This window comes from Allobosea sp. OAE752 (genome assembly GCF_050433265.1).
Taxonomy (GTDB): Bacteria; Pseudomonadota; Alphaproteobacteria; order Rhizobiales; family Beijerinckiaceae; genus Allobosea; species Allobosea spartocytisi.
The window spans coordinates 19,265-36,996 of the sequence record NZ_JBNPXO010000011.1; the positions used below are offsets into that span (position 1 = coordinate 19,265).

Sequence of the window (17,732 nt, forward strand, 5' to 3'; positions counted from 1 at the left end):
GCATCGCTCGGTGCAGGCGGTGCGCGGCATCTCCTTCAGTGTCGGCCGCGAGAAGGTCGGCATCGTCGGCGAATCCGGCTCCGGCAAGTCGCTGACGGGGCGCACGATCCTGAAGCTGACGCCGAAGGCGGCGACCATCTCCGCCAGGAAGCTCTCCTTCGACGGGATCGACCTCATCGCCGCCAGCGAGCGCCAGATGCGGACCATCCGCGGCAACCGCATCTCGATGATCCTGCAGGACCCGAAATTCTCACTCAATCCGCTGATGCGGGTCGGCGAGCAGATCACCGAGGCCTACCGCTTGCACCACAAGGTCGGCGGCAAGGAGGCTGAGGCGCGGGCGCTCGCCATGCTGGAGGCGGTGAAGATCCGCGACCCCGCGCGCGTCTTCAAGCTCTTCCCGCACGAGGTCTCGGGCGGCATGGGCCAGCGCATCATGATCGCGATGATGCTGATCCCGGAGCCTGACCTGATCATCGCGGACGAGCCGACCTCGGCGCTCGACGTCACCATCCGGCGGCAGGTGCTGAGCATCCTCGACGAGCTGGTGACGCGGCGCGGCGCCGGGCTGATCTTCATCAGCCACGACCTCAATCTGGTGGCGGATTTCTGCGACCGCGTGCTGGTGATGTATGCCGGCCGGATCATGGAGGACATCCCGGCGCGGGAGCTCCGCAATGCCCGCCATCCCTATACCCGTGCGCTGCTCGACAGCCTGCCGCGGCTCGACCGGCAGGCCGACATGCTGCAGGTGCCGAGCCGCGACCCGGCCTGGCTGGATGGGCCGACCTTGCAGAGCGGGAGCCGGGCATGAGCGCTGTCGATCCCGCTTCGGCGGTGAGCCGCCCGGCCGCGCTGACGGTCAGCCATCTCTCGGTCGTCTTCGGCCGTGGCAGCTCGATGCTGAAGGCGGTGGACGACGTCTCCTTCACGCTCGGCCATGGCGAAGCCTTCGGGCTGATCGGCGAATCCGGCTGCGGCAAGTCGACCGTGCTGCGCGCGCTTGCCGGGCTCAACAGCGAGTATGGCGGCACGATCAGCTTCCAGGATCGCGAGGTGCCGCATAAGCGCGACAAGGCTTTCTTCCGGCGCGTGCAGATGGTGTTCCAGGACCCCTATTCCTCGCTGCATCCACGCAAGATGGTGCAGAACGTGCTGGCCGAGCCGCTGAAGATCCACGGCTTCGACCGGCCGCAGGAGCGCATCGACGAAATCCTGACCGCCGTCGGCCTCGGGCCGTCCTTCCGCTATCGCTTCCCGCACGAGCTCTCGGGTGGGCAGCGCCAGCGCGTCGCGATCGCCCGCGCGCTCATCATCGAGCCTGAGCTGCTGCTGCTGGACGAGCCGACCTCGGCGCTGGACGTCTCCGTGCAGGCGGAAATCCTCAACCTGCTCAAGCAGCTCCGCCGTGACCGCGACCTGACCTATCTGATGGTCAGCCACGATCTCGCGGTGGTGACGCATCTCTGCGAGCGCGTCGCGATGATGAGCGAGGGCCGCATTCTCGAGGAGATGAGCGCCGCCGACGTCAGGGCGGGCCGGGCGCATGAGCCCTATACGCGCGAGTTCCTCGAGGCGAGCGTCGGTTATCGCCCGATCGCGTGAGCGGCCGGGCTGCGGAGGATCAGATGATGGACGAGACAGTGATGAGGGGCGAAGCCCTGGGTGCGGAGCATTGGCCGGCGAAGGGCTGGGAGAGCGTCTCGCCGGAGGCGGCAGGCTGGTCGCGCGAGGGGCTCGACCGGGCCTGGCGCTTCGCCGATACCATCTCGACGGCGACGCTGATGATCGTGCAGGGCGGGCGCGTGGTGGCGAGCCGCGGCGATCTCGCCCATCGCTACCAGTGCCATTCCGTCCGCAAGAGCTTCCTCAGCGCCCTGATCGGCATCCATGAGGAAGAAGGCCGGATCGACCTGTCGCGCACGCTCGCCGATCTCGGCATCGACGACAAGGAAGGCCTCAGCGAGCGCGAGAAGGCGGCGACGATCTATGATCTGCTGACGGCGCGCTCAGGCATCTTCCACCCCGCCGGCTATGAATCGCCCTGGATGAAGTCGATCAAGCCGGCCCGCCATTCGCAGCCGCCGGGTGCCTTCTGGCTGTACAACAACTGGGATTTCAACGCGCTCGGCACGATCTTCACGGCGCTGACCGGCGCCGGCATCCATGACGATTTCCTGGCGCGGATCGGCCGCCCGCTCGGCATGGAGGATTTCCGCCTCGACAGCGAGCGGCGCGACGGCTGGCTGGAGCCTGACGATTGCTCGGTTCATCCCGCCTATCCGTTCCGGATGTCGACGCGCGACCTCGCCCGTTTCGGCCTGATGTTCCTGCGGCAGGGCCGCTGGCAAGATGAGCAGGTCGTGCCGGCCAACTGGGTCGCGACCAGCGTGCTGCCGCTCTCCGATGCCGGGCCGCGCGGCGGCTATGGCTATATGTGGTGGACCGAGCGCTCCGGCACGGGCTTCCCCGGAGTCGTGCTGCCGGCCGGCAGCTACAGCGCGCAGGGCGTAGGCGGGCAGACCTGTCTCGTCATTCCCTCGCTCGACCTCGTGATCACCCACCGCGTCGACACCGACATCAAGGGCACGGAGGTGAGCCGCTTCGCCTTCGGCCGCCTGCTGCGCCTGATCCTCGAAGCGCGTCGGCAGGGTTGAGCAGCGTTTGCCATCGCAAGACCGACCGGGAGTAATCATGCCGAGCGCCATCGAACGTATCGCGGAGTGGAGCCGCTCCGCGCCAGCCTTCTCGCCACTGGCCCGACTACGAGCGCATCACGCCATCACCGATACCGTGGGCTGCATGCTGGCAGGGGTTGGCGATCAGGCGACACAGGCCGTGCGTCAGGCCTTCGCTTCCGGGATCGGCCCGCGGGACGCTGCGGCGGTTGCGGGTGGGGGCAGGGCGACGGAGGCGATCGCCGCGCTGGTCAACGGCACGGCGGCGCATGCGCTCGATTATGACGATAATTTCAGGCCGGGTATCACCCATGCCTCGGCGGTGCTGGTGCCGGCGCTGCTCGCGGTGGCGCAGGGGCGCGGGGCGAGTGGGCGGGCCTTCGTCGACGCCTATCTCGTCGGGCTGGAGGCGCAGGCCGCCGTCGGGCGCGGCATCAACCCGGCGCATTACACCATCGGCTGGCACGCGACCTCGACGGTCGGCGCGATCGGGACGGCGGCGGGCACGGCCTGGCTGATGGGGCTCGACGGGGTGGGCATCGCCCGCGCGATGAGCGTTGCCGCCAGCATGGCAGCCGGCCCGAAGGGCCAGTTCGGCACGCCGGCCAAGCCGCTGCATGCCGGGCTCGCGGCGCGCAATGCCGTCGATGCGGCTGCACTCGCGGCAGCGGGGATGACCGGGCGCCTCGACATCCTGGAATGCCCGATGGGCTTTGCCGAATTGTTCGGCGACGACAGCGCCGTCGGCTGGGAGCGGATGGTGCTGGCAGCGCCGCATGTCATCGAAAGCGACGGACTGACCCCGAAGCGCCATCCCTGCTGCGGCTCGACGCACCTTGCGGTCGATGCGATCCTCGACCTCAAGGCAAAAAATGGCTTCTCCGCCGCGGATGTCGAGGCGGTGGACACGCTGGTCGGCATCGCCAATGCGCGCAATCTCGCCTATCCCGATCCGCAGGACGAGATGCAGGGCCGCTTCTCGATGCATTACTGCGTCGCGCTCGCGCTCTTGCAGGACCGGCTGTCGCTGGCCGATTTCACGCCGGAAGCGGTCGCGCGCCCGGAGGTCCGGCGGCTGTTGCCGCTGACGGTGATGCGGTCCTACGACAAGAGCGAGGAGGTAGCGGGGCGCCAGCCGCATCGCGTCACCATCAGCCTCAAGGACGGGCGCGTGCTCAAGGCCGATCGGCTGGAGGCCAAGGGCTCGATCGCCGATCCGTTCGACGATGCCGACCGGGAAGCGAAGTTCCGGGATTGTTGCTCCGGGATGCCGGGCGCCGCCGCGCTTTACGCCCGGCTCGCCGATATCGACGCCATGGCCGATCTCGACAGCTTGCTGTCGGAACCCGCGGAAGCCGGGCGCGCATAGCCGCGTCGACCGACGGCAGGGCGGGGCGGATCGTCCGGGCGTGCTGGCTGGCCGTCATCTGCGATGGCGGCCCAGAACTGTTCGACGGGAAGGCGGCTCCGCTGCTTTGCCCGATAGAGCCGGATTTCGGCCGAGATGTACCATGAGGGGTCGGCCGCCGGCACGAGCTGGCCGCTGCGCAATTCCTCGACGACAAGGCTCTCGGGCACCCAGGCGACGCCATGTCCGGCGAGGACCATGGCCTTGAGGCCAACCGACATCGGATTCTCGTAGACGGTGACCAGCGGTGTCGGCCGCTCGGCGAAGAGCAAGGCAAGCCGGCGCGCGAAGAAGGAGGCGTTGCCATAGCTCAGCAGGCGCACCGGCACACCGCCGCAGCGGAAGGCGTGGAGCGGCTCGCCGGCGCTGTCGGGGATCGAGACGGGGATCGCTCGTTCGGCGCCGAGGTGGCGGTAGACGAAGTGTTCGGCGTCCAGTTCGGGCGGCACGGCCGGATGCGCATAGGTCAGCAGGAAATCGCATTCGCCATGATTGAGCAGTGCGACATTGCCGTCGAAGGATGAGCGTTGATCGCAGAATCGCGTCTTCAGCGGACCGAGCTTGTCTTCGATGCGGCGCATCAGGCTGGGGAAATAGGTCAGGGACAGGGTGTTGAGCGTGGCGAAGGTCAGCGTCTCCGACTCGTCTTCGTGCTGCTGGCGGACCTCCCGACGCGCGTCCTGTACCTGCCTGAGGATGTCCTGGGCACGCGGGAGGAAGGTCCGGCCGGCTTCGGTGAGGCGGATCGGATAACTGCTGCGGTCGAACAGCGGCAGGCCGAGCGATTCCTCCAGCTGTTTGACCCGGCGGCTCAGGGCGGATTGCGTGATGTTCCGCTCAACGGCGGAGCGCGAGAAGCTCAGCGTCGTCGACAGGCTCAGGATGTCTTCCAGCCACTTCAACTCCATTGCCATGTCCTCCGCCGCTGCGCGCAGGATGGCATGGCTGCTCCAGCCACACCAGAAGTGGACAAGCCAAGGGAAGGGGCGCGTTGACGACGAACTCGCCCTGCCGTTGAACTTCGATGCGTCCGCTCGCGGCCATGCTCCCTCTATGGGCGGGAGCTGCCGTTCGAGCGGCTGCGCAACCCCAGGCTAACTGCCTGATCCCGGCCGAATGTCGGGATTCTTCATGCCCCGAACCGCATCTCCGGCAGGCCGCGAATGCCGAGATCGTGGATCGCGAAGAGGCTGCCGCGCAGCACGCCGTCGCCAGGGAAGCGCGGCAGCGGGGGCTTGGCCATCGAGGTCACGAAGAGGATGTCGAGCTTCGGGCCGCCGAACATCACGCTCGTCACCTTCTTGACCGGCATGTCGATGATGCGGTCGACGCTGCCGTCCGGCGCGTAGCGCACCAGCCGCCCGTCATAGACCAGCGCGTTCCAGAGATAGCCCTCGGCATCGACGGTCGAGCCATCCGCCGCGCCACCTTTCGAGGTATCCACCTTGGCGAAGACCCGCCGGTTGGTGGCGGCGCCGCTGTCGAGGTCGTAGTCATAGGCCCAGATCTCGCCGGACCAGGTATCCTGGAAATAGAAGGTCTTGCCGTCCGGGCTCCAGCACGGACCGTTCGAGCAGACGATGCCGGTGTCGAGCTTCGTCACCTTGAAGTCGGTCGAGAGGCTGTAGAGCGCGCCGTTGGCGCCTTCCTCCTGCGTGTCCATCGAACCGGCGACGAAGCGGCCGCGCTTGTCGACCTTGCCGTCGTTCAGGCGGTTGGCGGGCTGGTCAGGCTCCGGATCATGGATGAGCGTGACCTCGCCGGATTTGAAATCCAGAGCATGGAAGCCGCGCTGCAGCGAGACGACCGCGCCTTGCCCATCCTTGCGCAGCGCCATCGAGCCGATTTTCTGCGGCACGTCCCAGGCCCGGACCTCGCGTCCGTCCACGGTCGCGCGGAAGACCCGGCCGTCGAAGGAATCGATCCAGTAGAGCCGCTCCTGCTCCACGTCCCAGAGCGGGCCTTCGCCGAGCGTCGTCTTGACGTCGACCAGCACCTCGATGCGCATGTTCGTCTCCTGCTCCGTGATGGTTCAGAACGCGACCTTGTCGCCGCCCTTGAGCGACAGCATTTCGCGGGCCTCGCCGGGCGTGGCGATCTCCAGCCCCAGCCCTTCCAGGATCAGCCGCACGCGGCGAACCTGATCGGCATTCGTCTCGGCGAGGCGCCCCGGCCCGAGCCAGAGGCTGTCCTCCAGCCCGACGCGAACATGCCCGCCCTGGGCCGCGGCGATGGCGGCGACATTCATCTGATTGCGACCCGCCCCGAGCACGGACCAGCGATACTGGTCTCCGAAGAGCCGGTCGGCTGTGCGCTTCATATGCGCGATGTCGTCGGGGTGGTTGCCGATGCCGCCCTGCAGCCCGAACACCGTCTGGATGAAGAGCGGCCCCTGCACCAGCCCGCGGTCGAGGAAGTATTTGAGATTGTAGAGATGGGCGGTGTCGTAGCACTCGAACTCGAAGCGCGTGCCGCTGTCGGCGCAGGTCGTCAGGATGTGCTCGATCTGCCCGAAGGTGTTGCGGAAAATGATCTCCTTGTTGGCGAGATAGGTCCGCTCCCAGTCGTGCTTCAGGTCCTTGAAGCGGTCGAGCATGCCAAAGAGGCCGAAATTCATCGAGCCGAGATTGAGCGAAGCCAGCTCCGGCTTGAAGGTCGCGGCCGGCTTCACGCGCTCCTCGATCGTCATGGTCGGGGCGCCGCCGGTGGTGATGTTGACGACGCAATCGCTGCGCTGGCGGATGATCGGCAGGAAGCGGGCGAAGGCCTCCGGAGTCTGGTCCGGCGCGCCGGTCTGCGGATCGCGGGCGTGAAGATGGACGATCGCGGCGCCGGCTTCAGCCGCGCCGATCGCCGCGTCCGCGATCTCCTCCGGCGTCACCGGCAGGTAGGGCGACATCGAGGGCGTATGGATCGCGCCGGTGACGGCGCAGGAGATGATGACCTTGCGGGCTTTCGCCATGATGGACTCCTATTCTCCGATGTCGCGCGCGGCGGCGCGCTTATGGGCGGCGAGCGCCATCAGGCGCCGGTCCCGCCAGATCTGGCGCTGGGCGAGGTCGTCGCGGGAGAGGCGCGCAGCGCGCTGGCCTTCGACCTCGTCCATCAGCGGCCCGCTCCAGTCGGCGCGGCGGCCGGCGAGCTCGGCGGCGATGCCGCTATAGATGTGCTGGTAGCGCTGGGCGTAGTCACGCACGCCGCCGGGCGCATTCAGGTCGATCGTCTCGAACGGGCCGATGAAGGACCAGCGCAGTGCGAGCCCCTCGCGGATGCCGATATCGACATCCTCGACATCGGCGATGCCGTCGGCGACGAGCCGGAACGCCTCGTCGAGCAGCGCGCCCTGCATCCGGTTCATGATGAAGCCGTCGATCTCGCGCTTCATCACCAGCGGCTGCTGTCCGCAGCCGCGCATGAAGGCGGCAGCCTTCTCGACCGTTTCCGGTGCCGTCCAGGGCGAGGGGCAGATTTCGACCGCCGGCACGAGATAGGGCGGGTTGATCGGGTGGCAGACGAGGCAGCGGCCGCGGCCTGCGACATGGTCCATGAAGCGCGAGGGCAGGATCGCCGAAGTCGAGCTGGCGATCACGGCCTGCGGCGGCGCCAGCCGGTCGAGATCGGTGAAGACCGCACGCTTGCTCTCGACGATCTCCGCCGTGCTTTCCTGCACATGGTCGGTGCCGGCGAGCGCCTCGTCGAGGGCGTCCACGGGTTGCAGTCGCGCCAGCACCTCGGCCGGCTCCTGGCCGTCGAGCAGGCCGTTGGCCGCGAGCTCGGGCAGCACGGACGCCGCGAATTCGAGCGCGGCACGCGGCGCCTTCGGATCGCGATCCCAGAGCCGGACGTCATGCCCGGCGCGGGCGAAGCTGACCGCCCAGGAGCGGCCGATCAGGCCGGAGCCGACGATGGTCGTTCTCATAGCGACTCCAGATTGCCGTCAACGGGGAAAGACTGGCCGGAGAGGTTGTTGCCGGCCGGCGTCAGCAGGAAGAGCGTCATCGCCGCCACATCCTCGGCGTCGGTCATGCGGCGCAGCGAGATGCGCTGGAGATACTGCTCGCGCATCTCCGCGAACGATACGCCGACCTGCTCGGCGCGGGCCTGGATGACGCCGTCCATGCGCGGCCCCTTGATGATGCCGGGCAGGATGGCGTTGACGCGGATATTGGCCGGGCCCAGTTCCTTCGCGAGCGACTGCGTCAGGCCGATGATGCCCCATTTCGCGGCGGAGTAGGGGGTGCGGAAGGCGTAGCCGAAGCGCCCGGCGGAGGACGACATGTTGACGATGGCGCCGCCACCCGCCGCCTTCAGCATCGGCACGGCAAGCCGCGTGCAGAGAAACTGGCCGGTCAGGCAGATGTCGATGGTGCGCCGCCACTCGCGCGGGTCGATCTCGTCGACGCCGCCGGTCGGCCCGGCGATGCCGGCATTGTTGATCAGCGCGTCGAGCCCGCCGAGCGTGGCCTGAGCCTCGTCGAACAGCCGCGCCACGTCGTCGTCATCCGCGACATTGCAGGTCGTCGCGCCGTGGCCGGGATGGGCGGCGCGGAAATCGGCGAGATGCCTCTCATCGATGTCGCAGATATGGACGCGTGCGCCGTTCTCGATCAGCAGATCGGCGATGGCACGGCCGATGCCGGAGGCGCCGGCCGTGACGACGACGCGAAGGCCGGGCTTCAGGGCGAGTGCTGGCATCGTCTTGCGTCTCCTCAATGCGCGCGTTCGCGCAGCGCCACGACGGCGCCGAGCACCACGACGCCATAGAGGATGGCGCGCGTAGCATAGGGCAGGGTGGTTCCGGCGAGCAGGGTCTGGAGCGCGGTCAGCAGCAGCACGCCGCCGAGCATGCCGAGATAGGAACCGCGCCCGCCGGTGATGAGCGCGCCGCCGACCACGACGACCGCGATCGAGGGCAGCAGGTAGTCGTCGCCCATGCCCAGGCTCGCCTGACCGGAGAAACCCGCGAGCATGATGCCGACCAGCGCGGCGCAGGCGCCCGAGAGCATGTAGACCTTGACCAGCGTCGCCTTGACCGGAACGCCGGAAAGCTCCGCCGGGCGCTCGCCATTGCCGATGGCGTAGATCCGCCGGCCGAAGACGGTGCGTCCGAGCAGGATCGAGGCGCCGGCGGCGAAAAGCACCACGAGCGGCACGACCGGCGTCACGCCGAAGATTTTCGCGGTCATGAACCAGCGCAAGGCGGGCGAGGCGAAGCCGTTTGGTGTCCCGCCGGAATAGACCAGCGCCGCTCCTTGCAGGATGCCGTTCATTGCCAGCGTCATCACGATCGGCGAGAGGCCGAGCGCGACGATGCCGAGCCCGTTGACGAGGCCGATCAGCGCGCCGAGCGCGAGCACGGCGGGCACGGCATAGACCAGCGCGGCATCCGAGCCTGACAGCAGGCCAGCGCAGAGAATGCCGGAGAGGCCGATGGTCCAGGGCAGCGACAGGTCGAGCCCGCCGGTCAGGATCACCGCGCCCTGTCCGAGCGCGAGGACGGCGAGAAAGCAGCCGAGCACGATCAGCGAGTCGTAATAGGGCCAGGAGACAATCGTGTTGCCGAGCACGAACTGCGTCACCACGAGGACCGCGACAAAGCACAGATAGGCCGGCACCGCGTTGCGCAGCGCTTCGGCATGGCGGCGCCACCAGGCTGGGTGCTCGATCGCCGGATCGTGCATCGGCAGGGCGATGCGGGCAGGGGGCAGATCGAGCTGGCGCGGCAGGCGCCCGGCCCGGCGGGCGGCACCGCGGGCAAAACCCTGGCGCAGCGTGCGGGCCAGCACGGAATCGCGCGCCAGGGAGGAGGCGAGGACTGCCAGCACGAGGATCAAGCCCTCGACCACCGAGGAGTAGAAGGCGGGCACGTCGAGCACGAGCAGGATGTTGACGACGAGCATCAGCACATAGGCGCCGAAGATCGTGCCGACGATGCCGCCGCGCCCACCGCCCAGCACGGTGCCGCCCAGCACCACGGCCGCGAACATCTGAAGCAGCATCGGGTTGCCGACGAGCGGATCGCCCGATCCCGTCTGGGCGGTGATGAAGACGCCCGCCAGACCATAGAGCCCACCCGCCAGCACATAGGCGAAGAACTCGTGCAACCGGACGCTGAGCCCTGCGGCGCGGGCGGCCTCCCGGTCGGAGCCCAGGGCCGGCAGGGCCTTGCCGAAGAGCGTGTTCTTCAAGGCAAGCCACAGGCCGATGAGAGCCGCCAGCAGCAGCACCGGCATCGGCAGCACGCCGGGGATGGCGTCGCCGGTCAGGGCCTGCGCGAAGCTGCCGGGAATCTGCCCGCCGGGCTTGTCCATCACGAGGAGGGTGACGCCTTGCAGGATGAACATGGTGGCGAGCGTCACCACGATGGGCTGGAGCCTCAAGCCCGCGATGAACAGGCCGTTGAAGGCGCCGGTCGCCGCGCCGACACCGATGCCGGCGAGCGTCCACAGCAGCATCGAGCCGGGGCTGTCCTGCATCTGCCCGGCGAGCGTGACGTTGACGAGCGAGATGACGGCAGCGGCCGACAGGTCGAAGCCGCCGGTCAGCACCACGATGGTTTGGCCGCTCGCTGCGATGGCGAGCGTCGCGCCGCCGGCAGCCAGCGTGCCGAGCTCGTAATAGCCGAGCGTGCCGCCGCTGAGCCAGCGCACGAGTCCGAGGCAGAGCAGGAAGACGCCGATCGCGATCAGCGGTCCGCGCAGGCGGTCGGGCCAGCCGCGGACGAGGGAGGTGCTTGCGGCCTGCGGCGCCGTGGCAGCGATCGCGCTCACGAGAGGGCCTCCAGCGTCGAAACCTGTTGCGCGGCAAGTGCGCCGGCTTCGCTCCCGAGCATGGCGCGCAGGATCGCATCCTCCGTGATCGCGTCGCCTTCCAGCCGCGCCGCTGCCTTGCCCCGGTAGAGCGCGATCACGCGGTCGCAGAGATGGTCGAGTTCGGCCGTCTCGGTCGAGTGGAACAGGATCGAGCCGCCAGCGGCCGCGAATTCTCGCATCAGCGCATAGATCTCGTTCTTGGTGCCGACATCGATGCCGCGCGTCGGGTCGAACAGCAGCAGGATGCGGCTTTCGGCGAAGAGCCATTTCGCCACGGCGATCTTCTGCTGGTTGCCGCCGGAGAAGGCCTTCACCGGCGTCCAGAGCGCGCGCATCTGTACGTTGAGGCGAGCCATGACGCGAGCAACCGCCGTTTCCTCGCGCTTTCGGTCGACGAAGCCGAAGCGGCTGTAGCGCTCGATTGCCGGCAAGGAGACATTGCGCCGGCCGTCGAGCTTGAGGAAGAGCGCCTCCGTCTTGCGGTCCTCCGGCACGAGGCCGATCCCGATCCGCGCATCGAGAGCATCGCGCGGCGAGGTCAGGCTGACCGGACGGCCGTCGATGCGGATTTCGCCGCGGCTCTCGGCCGTGCCGAAGAGGGCCGAGAACAATTCCAGCTGGCCCATGCCCTGGAGGCCGGCGACGCCGAGGATCTCGCCGCGTCGCAGCCCGAATGACAATCCGTCGAGGCGGTTGCCGACCGAAAGCTCGGTGGCCGCCAGCACGGGTTCCTCGGAAAGCCTGCTGCGCGGCGGGCGCGGTGGAAAGGAATGGCCGCCGCTGCCGCCGGCGATGAGGCCGATCAGCTCCTCGTCCCCGACATCGGATAGCGGGCGCGTCGCGATATGCTTGCCGCCGCGCAGGACGGTGACGCGGTCGCAGAAGGCGCGGACCTCACGCATGCGGTGCGAGATGAAGACGGTGGTGACGCCTTGAGCCTTGCCCCTGGCGATGATCGTGCCGAGCCAGTCGATATCGCTGCCCGACAATGTCGAGGTCGGCTCGTCGAGCAGCAGGATGCGGGGCTTGCGGAACAGCGCGCGCGCGATCTCGATCTTCTGCCGCTCGTTGAGATCGAGGTCGCGGATCTCCGAGCGTGGGTCGATGGCGCCGAGGCCGAGAGCATCAAGATGTTCCTCGACCGTGCGGCGCGCCTCCGCCCGCCGGATCAGGCCGAGCGGCCCGCGCGGCGGGGTCGGCAGCAGCATGTTGTCGAGTACGCTGAGATCGCGGACGAGGCTGAGTTCCTGGAAGGCGGTGCGGATGCCGCAGCGGTGCGAGGCGGCCGGCGAATGCAAATCCGCGCGCTCGCCGAAGATGTCGAACCCGCCCGTGGTGGGTCGCACCAGCCCGGAGAGCAGCTTGACCAGCGTCGACTTGCCGGCGCCGTTCTCGCCGAGCAGCGCATGGGTGTCGCCGGCCATGATGTCGAAGCCGACATCGTTGACGGCGATAGTCGCGCCATAAACCTTGCGGATGTCGCGGGCGGCGATCGCGACAGGGGCGCCGTCAGGGGAAATCTCGCGCTGAAGCACGGGCGGCCGTCCTTCCTGCGTTGGCGGTAGCGGGATGCCGGGCGACGTGGCGCCGCCGGGCGCTGGAGCACCGGACCGAAAAGTGGGACCCACTCTTCGGAAAAGTCCGATGCTGAACGAGCAGGACCGTCATGCCGCGCCCGACCCGGGCGCGGCGATCCTGCGATCAGTTCTCGGGCTGGCCGACGAGGGCGGCGTTGAGACCGATCTCGGGCGTCTCGCTCGAGAAGATCGAGGCGAACCAGCCGGGATTGGTCACGATCGAGGGCTTGAAGGCGTTGCAGCCCGCCTTCATCTCGTCCCAGGTGCCTTCCTGGCAGAGCTTGATCGTCTCGTTGGTGACGACCGGTAGCGGCAGGACGGTCTTCTTCGGCACGTCCTTGCCTTCCAGCTTGGCCACGGCGAGCTTCAGCGCCAGCGCGCCGGAATAGGGCGGCGAGGCGTAGGAGATGCGCGGCGCGGCCATCGGCTTGTAGGTGCCGTTGGCGCCTTCGACCTCGGTGCCGGTGGGCAGCATCTGCACACGCCCGCCATTGGAGCCTTCGCCTGCACAGGGCTTCAGCTTGTCCTCAGGGATGCCGGCCTCGATCTGCATCGTATTGGCGGTGTAGCAGCCGACCTGCATCCAGAGACCGTCGATCTGGTCCCATTTGCGGGTGGCCAGGATCTTCGACAGCTCCGTGCGCGCGACCGCCTGGCTCCACATGCCGACCGCCTCGTTGACGATCTTGATGTCGGGATGCTTGGCGAAGACCTCTTTTGCCGCCTTGGTGCGCAGCGTGTCGACCGAAGTGCCGGGCACGCCGGTGATCGAGACGATGTTGCCCTTGCCGTTCAGCTTCTTGACCAGCCATTCGGCGGTGACGCGCCCGGCCTCTTCCTGATCGATCGCGACATTGTAGGCGCAGGGCTCGGTGATCTCGCCGTCATAGGCAATGACGGTCACGCCCTTCTCGCAGGCGTTCTTCACCGCGGCGTTGAGCGCCGTCGGCGAGATCGGGAAGACGATGATCGCCTTGGCCCCGGCCTGGACCATGGCGTTGATCTGCTGGATCTGGCGCTGGGCGTTGGGGCCGGCGACCTGGACCTGCAGGTCGACCTTGTCGGCCATCGTCTTGGACGCGGCCATGGCCTTGATCATGTTGGCGGCCTCACCCTGCCAATCATTGCCGATATAGCTCATCGACAGGAAAATCTTGTGCTTGGCCTGGGCCTGCGCGGCGGAGACTCCGGCTGCGGACAAGGCCAGCGCGGCGGCAGCAGCCATCAAGTGCTTCTTTTTCATCATGAGCGTCCTCCCCGACGCGGTGGCGTTCAATCGTCAGGGCGCCTTGACCGGTGCCTCGTTTCTTTTGATCAAAGATCACAAATCATATATCAATGCAATGCGGATTTGATGTCGAGCCCGCGACCGCTATGGTCGCCCCGACGAACACCTTGGATTTCAAGACGATGAGCCTCGTGCGCCCTCAGGAGCTGCCTTACTCACCCATCTCCCGCGCGACGATCCAGGAGCATGTCTATGGCCGGATCCGGGAGATGATCCTGAACGGCGACATCGAGCCGGGCCGTACGGTGACGGTGAGCAGCCTGTCCGAGGCCTTTGGCGTCAGCGCCATGCCGGTGCGGGAGGCGCTGCACCGGCTCGTCGCCGAAAAGGCCCTGACCGTGGTGGCTGGCCGCTCCGTCGGCATCCCGCCGCTCAGCGCCGAACGACTCGACGACCTCAGGCGCGTCCGCTGCGAGATCGAGGGCATGGCCACGGAGTGGGCCGCTGCGGCGATCACGCCGGCGCAATTGCGCCATCTCGAAGAGCTGATTGCGATCATGGACGCCGCGAAGGCCGAGAAGGACCGCGCCCGCTATGTGCCGGCCAATCGGGACTTCCACTTCACCATCTACAAGGCCGCCGCCTCGCCGGCCCTGATGGCCATCATCGAGTCGCTCTGGCTGCAGATCGGGCCCTACATCAACCTGCTCAAAGAGACCGACAACTGGACGAGCGCCAATCGCGACCACAAGGCGATCCATGCGGCGTTGCTGGGCAAAGATGCTGCGGCGGCCAGACGATCCCTCCAAGCCGACATCGAGCAAGCGGCGAAAAGCCTGGCCGGGCTTCTCGATATCTGAGCCGCGGGCGGCTCTCCTCGTTACGGCTGACCCATCCGAGATACGTAGGCGGCTCCTTGCAGACGCGCTGCGCGCAGTAGGGCGCGTTCGTCCACATGCGGCATCGGGATTGCGCAACGTTTGCGGGGAGGGCCCAGCCGCCAGTGGCCTCTCGCTCGTCGCCCGGAAGCAGGGTTGCCTTTTGTCTCGCCTGACGTCCGGCCCCGAGCCGAGCAGGGCGTCGGCCTGTCTGCCCCACGCCTGCCACCACCTGCATGGCGTTTCCATTCCGAGAGCCGGTATGGCGATATTGACAAGATCGCCAGCGCACAGCAGCATCGTTACATAAAGTAAAAATAAACTCGGGAGGATGCATGCGGGAGCCGCGAAGCCGGCGAGAAACGCGATCGGCTGTCCTGCGCTATCTCTGGTGCTCTGGCGGCTCGTTTCGCCCCGCATTGGCCGATCATGTCGGGCTGACCGATGCGAGCATCTCGCGCATCGTCGCCGAGCTGAAATCCGAGCGGCTGATCGACGAGTCGAAGCGCACCGCGCCTTACCAGGGCGGTCCAAGCTCCTTTCTTACATTAAGTAACGATCTCTATGTCGGCACGATCGAGTTCTCCGGCAGCCGTGTCCATATTGGCGTCGGGTCGCTGACCGGCGAGATCCGCTTTTCCGAATGGCTGGATTTGCCGGACGGCGCAGAGCCGGAAACGGTGAGGTCGACCTACCGCCGTGCTCTTCATCAGCTCACCGATCATCTGCACCGGGCGGGCATCAGGCTTTGCCAGCTCGCGGTGTCGATCCCGGGCTATCATGAGGATCTGCGCGCAAATCCGATCATCGCGCTCGACCCCGCCGAGCTCCTGAGGGAGATCCAGGCCGCACTGCCTTCGGTGCCGCTGCTCGCGGCGAATTCGATCGTGACCCGCGCCGTCGCCCACCGCCTGAAGCTCGGTGTCGATCTTGCCGGCGGCCCCTATTTCTACACCTTCGTCGGCCATGGCGTGGCCGCCGCCCTGGTCGATGACTTCGCTTCGAGCGGGGAGGTGGCTGCCTGCGAGATCGGCCATATGGTGCTCGATCCCCGCGGGCCCCGCTGCCGCTGCGGCCATTCCGGCTGTCTCGAGGCCTATGTGTCCACGGCCGCCGTCGCGCCGGCCATCGGTCTGCGTGAGCAAGACCTGCTGGCGATGGATGAATGGCAGGCCGGCCGGCTCAAACTGTCGGCGCGCGCGCAGGCCGACCTCGCGGCGCGTTTGGCGCGCCTCGGACACGCCATCGGCAATGCGCTCAACCTGACGCCGATCCGACGGGTGGTGGTGGCCGGCTGGCCGGCGGAGCTGGGCGAAAAGATGCATGCCAGCGTGCTCGGCGGCATCGAGGCCAGCCTGTTCGGCGGAGCCGCAGCCGTGAACCTCACCTTCGCGAATGCGGAATTGGGGCGGGAGCCGGCCGCCGGGCTGGCGCTCGCCACCCACGCCTATCTGCAACGGGGCGCGATGCGACCCGCGGAAGCGGCCGAGAACAGGGCCGCGCATAACTTCATCAAACGATAAGGGGGAGGACATGAGTCTGAAAACAGTGACGGCCGCGCTTTTCGCCGGTGCCATGCTCGTCTTGACGGGGCCGGCCATCGCCGAGAGCGTTCTCAAGGTCAAACCGTCCGGGGACGTGAAGCTGCTGGATCCGCTCCTCGGCTCGGATTCCATGGCCCGCAATTTCGGCTACATGGTCTACGACACGCTGTTCGCGGTGGACGACAAGCTGGCGATCAAGCCGCAAATGGTCGAAAGCTGGGACATCTCGGCCGATGGCAAGGTGTGGACCTTCGTCCTGCGCGATGGCCTCGCCTTCAGCGACGGCCAGCCCGTGACGGCTGACGACGTGATCGCCTCGCTGAAGCGCTGGAGCGTCAATGACAGCATGGGGCAGCAGCTCAACCAGCGTGGTGCGAGCTGGCAGGCGGTCGATGCGAAGACCGTCCGCCTGACGCTGACCTCGCCCTGGGGGATGGTGCTGGATGCCCTCGGCAAGCCAGGCGCGCCCGTGCCGTTCATCATGCCGGCCCGCGTCGCTTCGGCGACGCCACCCAATCAGGCGGTGACAGATCACACCGGCTCCGGCCCATTCGTTTTCAAGAAGGACGAATGGCTGGCCGGCGCCCGGCTGGTGTTCACCAGGAACGCGGGATACAAGCCCCGCCCGGAGGCGCCGGCCGGCCTCTCCGGCGGCAAGGTGGTCAAGGTCGATCGTGTCGAATGGCAGATCATCCCGGACCAGCAGACCGCGATCAACGCCCTGATCAAGGGTGAACTCGATATCAGCGAGGAGATTCCCGGCGATCTCATTCCGCTCGCCAAGGCGTCGAAGGACATCGCTCTCGAGCGCCAGGACGATATCGGCGTCGCCCAGCAGATCCGTATCAACTCGACCCAGCCGCCATTCGACAATCCGAAGCTGCGGCAGGCCCTGCTCCATGCCGTCGACGGTGCGGAGTTCCTCTCCGCGGTGATCGACGATCCGAGCCTCGGCAAGCCCTGCCGCTCCTTCTACGTCTGCTCGTCTCCCTATTTCACCGAGGCCGGCTTTCCAGCGGTCAATCTCGACAAGGCCAAGGCCCTCCTGAAGGAAGCCGGCTATGACGGCACTCCGGTGGTGCTGCTCGACGCCACCGAGAATGCCAATATCCACGCTTTCACCATGGTGGCCGAAGCCTTGCTGAAGAGCATCGGCTTCAAGACCGATGTGCAGGCGATGGATTGGGCGACGGTCGTCGCCCGCCGGGCCAGCAAGGAGCCGGTCGGCAAGGGCGGCTGGTCGATCTTCATCTCGGGGCCGGGCGGGCTCGACATGATGGAGCCGGTCAGCCATCTCGGCCTTCGCTCGAACTGCGAGAAGGCCTGGTTCGGCTGGCCCTGCGATGCCGATATCGAACAGATGCGTGCCGCTTTTTCCGACCTTTCGGACGGCGCGCAGCGCAAGGCGCTGGCGGAGAAGATCCAGCTGCGCGCGGCTCAGACCGTTCCCTATGTCCCGATTGGCGTCCAATATCAGATCCGTGCCTATCGCACTGATCTGACCGGGCTCCTGACCCCGCCGGCGCCGGTCTACTGGAACATCGCCCGCAAATAGCCCTCCGACGATCGGCCCTGCCGCAATTCCCGGAGTGCCTGCTGCCTCGCAT

At 67.4% G+C, this 17,732-nt stretch carries 15 protein-coding genes and 1 pseudogene; 8 read left to right on the plus strand and 8 right to left on the minus strand.

All coding sequences use genetic code 11. The annotated features are described in order from the left end of the window. Window positions 1-25 precede the first annotated feature (25 nt). From GGC47_RS23040 to GGC47_RS23060, 5 genes and pseudogenes are all read left to right on the plus strand, one after another. Window positions 26-484: pseudogene (locus GGC47_RS23040) on the plus strand (ATP-binding cassette domain-containing protein); the annotation flags it as partial. Window positions 485-646: 162 nt separating this feature from the next. Then, window positions 647-814 carry an ABC transporter ATP-binding protein gene (locus GGC47_RS23045; RefSeq protein WP_429069189.1) on the plus strand — a complete coding sequence of 56 codons (168 nt, stop codon included), beginning with the start codon at window positions 647-649 and terminating at the stop codon, window positions 812-814. Further along, window positions 811-1,605 carry an ABC transporter ATP-binding protein gene (locus tag GGC47_RS23050; protein ID WP_142022615.1) on the plus strand — a complete coding sequence of 265 codons (795 nt, stop codon included), beginning with the start codon at window positions 811-813 and terminating at the stop codon, window positions 1,603-1,605. Before GGC47_RS23045 ends, GGC47_RS23050 begins: the two co-directional genes overlap by 4 nt. Window positions 1,606-1,628: 23 nt before the next feature. Beyond that, window positions 1,629-2,657, plus strand: coding sequence for a serine hydrolase domain-containing protein (locus tag GGC47_RS23055; protein ID WP_429069067.1), 1,029 nt, complete (start codon window positions 1,629-1,631; stop codon window positions 2,655-2,657). 37 nt (window positions 2,658-2,694) lie between these two features. Continuing rightward, on the plus strand, window positions 2,695-4,047 hold the full coding sequence (locus GGC47_RS23060) for an MmgE/PrpD family protein (protein WP_142022616.1): 1,353 nt from the start codon (window positions 2,695-2,697) through the stop codon (window positions 4,045-4,047). On the opposite strand, the gene GGC47_RS23065 is transcribed toward GGC47_RS23060, so the two are convergent. The 8 genes from GGC47_RS23065 to GGC47_RS23100 form a co-directional block, all read right to left on the minus strand. Beyond that, window positions 3,966-5,000 carry a LysR family transcriptional regulator gene (locus GGC47_RS23065; protein WP_429069070.1) on the minus strand — a complete coding sequence of 345 codons (1,035 nt, stop codon included), beginning with the start codon at window positions 4,998-5,000 and terminating at the stop codon, window positions 3,966-3,968. The two genes, GGC47_RS23060 and GGC47_RS23065, sit on opposite strands and share 82 nt — an antisense overlap. 215 nt (window positions 5,001-5,215) lie before the next feature. Further along, window positions 5,216-6,094 (minus strand): SMP-30/gluconolactonase/LRE family protein, encoded by an 879-nt coding sequence (locus tag GGC47_RS23070; RefSeq protein WP_142022617.1) that lies wholly within the window; start codon window positions 6,092-6,094, stop codon window positions 5,216-5,218. 24 nt (window positions 6,095-6,118) lie between these two features. Further along, complete coding sequence (gene kce / locus GGC47_RS23075) at window positions 6,119-7,048, minus strand: 3,5-dioxohexanoate:acetyl-CoA acetone transferase (RefSeq protein WP_142022618.1); 930 nt, start codon at window positions 7,046-7,048, stop codon at window positions 6,119-6,121. Between the two features lie 9 nt (window positions 7,049-7,057). Next, on the minus strand, window positions 7,058-8,005 hold the full coding sequence (locus tag GGC47_RS23080; protein ID WP_142022619.1) for a 3-hydroxyacyl-CoA dehydrogenase: 948 nt from the start codon (window positions 8,003-8,005) through the stop codon (window positions 7,058-7,060). Next, window positions 8,002-8,781 (minus strand): SDR family oxidoreductase, encoded by a 780-nt coding sequence (locus tag GGC47_RS23085; protein ID WP_142022620.1) that lies wholly within the window; start codon window positions 8,779-8,781, stop codon window positions 8,002-8,004. The genes GGC47_RS23080 and GGC47_RS23085 overlap by 4 nt, the downstream gene beginning before the upstream one ends. A gap of 14 nt (window positions 8,782-8,795) precedes the next feature. After that, window positions 8,796-10,856, minus strand: coding sequence for an ABC transporter permease (locus tag GGC47_RS23090; protein ID WP_142022621.1), 2,061 nt, complete (start codon window positions 10,854-10,856; stop codon window positions 8,796-8,798). Then, a complete protein-coding gene (locus tag GGC47_RS23095; RefSeq protein WP_429069075.1) occupies window positions 10,853-12,433 on the minus strand; it encodes a sugar ABC transporter ATP-binding protein in 1,581 nt (526 codons plus the stop codon). The genes GGC47_RS23090 and GGC47_RS23095 overlap by 4 nt, the downstream gene beginning before the upstream one ends. Before the next feature lie 166 nt (window positions 12,434-12,599). Further along, window positions 12,600-13,700, minus strand: coding sequence for a sugar ABC transporter substrate-binding protein (locus GGC47_RS23100; protein ID WP_248311216.1), 1,101 nt, complete (start codon window positions 13,698-13,700; stop codon window positions 12,600-12,602). 185 nt (window positions 13,701-13,885) lie between these two features. Between GGC47_RS23100 and GGC47_RS23105 the strand changes: the two genes are divergently transcribed. The 3 genes from GGC47_RS23105 to GGC47_RS23115 all read left to right on the plus strand — a co-directional run bounded on the left by GGC47_RS23105 (window position 13,886) and on the right by GGC47_RS23115 (window position 17,680). Continuing rightward, complete coding sequence (locus GGC47_RS23105; RefSeq protein WP_112763253.1) at window positions 13,886-14,563, plus strand: GntR family transcriptional regulator; 678 nt, start codon at window positions 13,886-13,888, stop codon at window positions 14,561-14,563. Window positions 14,564-14,916: 353 nt separating this feature from the next. Beyond that, window positions 14,917-16,104: an ROK family transcriptional regulator gene (locus tag GGC47_RS23110; protein ID WP_142022622.1), complete on the plus strand. Its 1,188-nt coding sequence runs from the start codon at window positions 14,917-14,919 to the stop codon at window positions 16,102-16,104. 10 nt (window positions 16,105-16,114) lie between these two features. Next, window positions 16,115-17,680, plus strand: a complete 1,566-nt coding sequence (locus tag GGC47_RS23115) for an ABC transporter substrate-binding protein (protein ID WP_142022623.1) — start codon at window positions 16,115-16,117, stop codon at window positions 17,678-17,680. The last annotated feature ends 52 nt before the right edge of the window (window positions 17,681-17,732 follow it).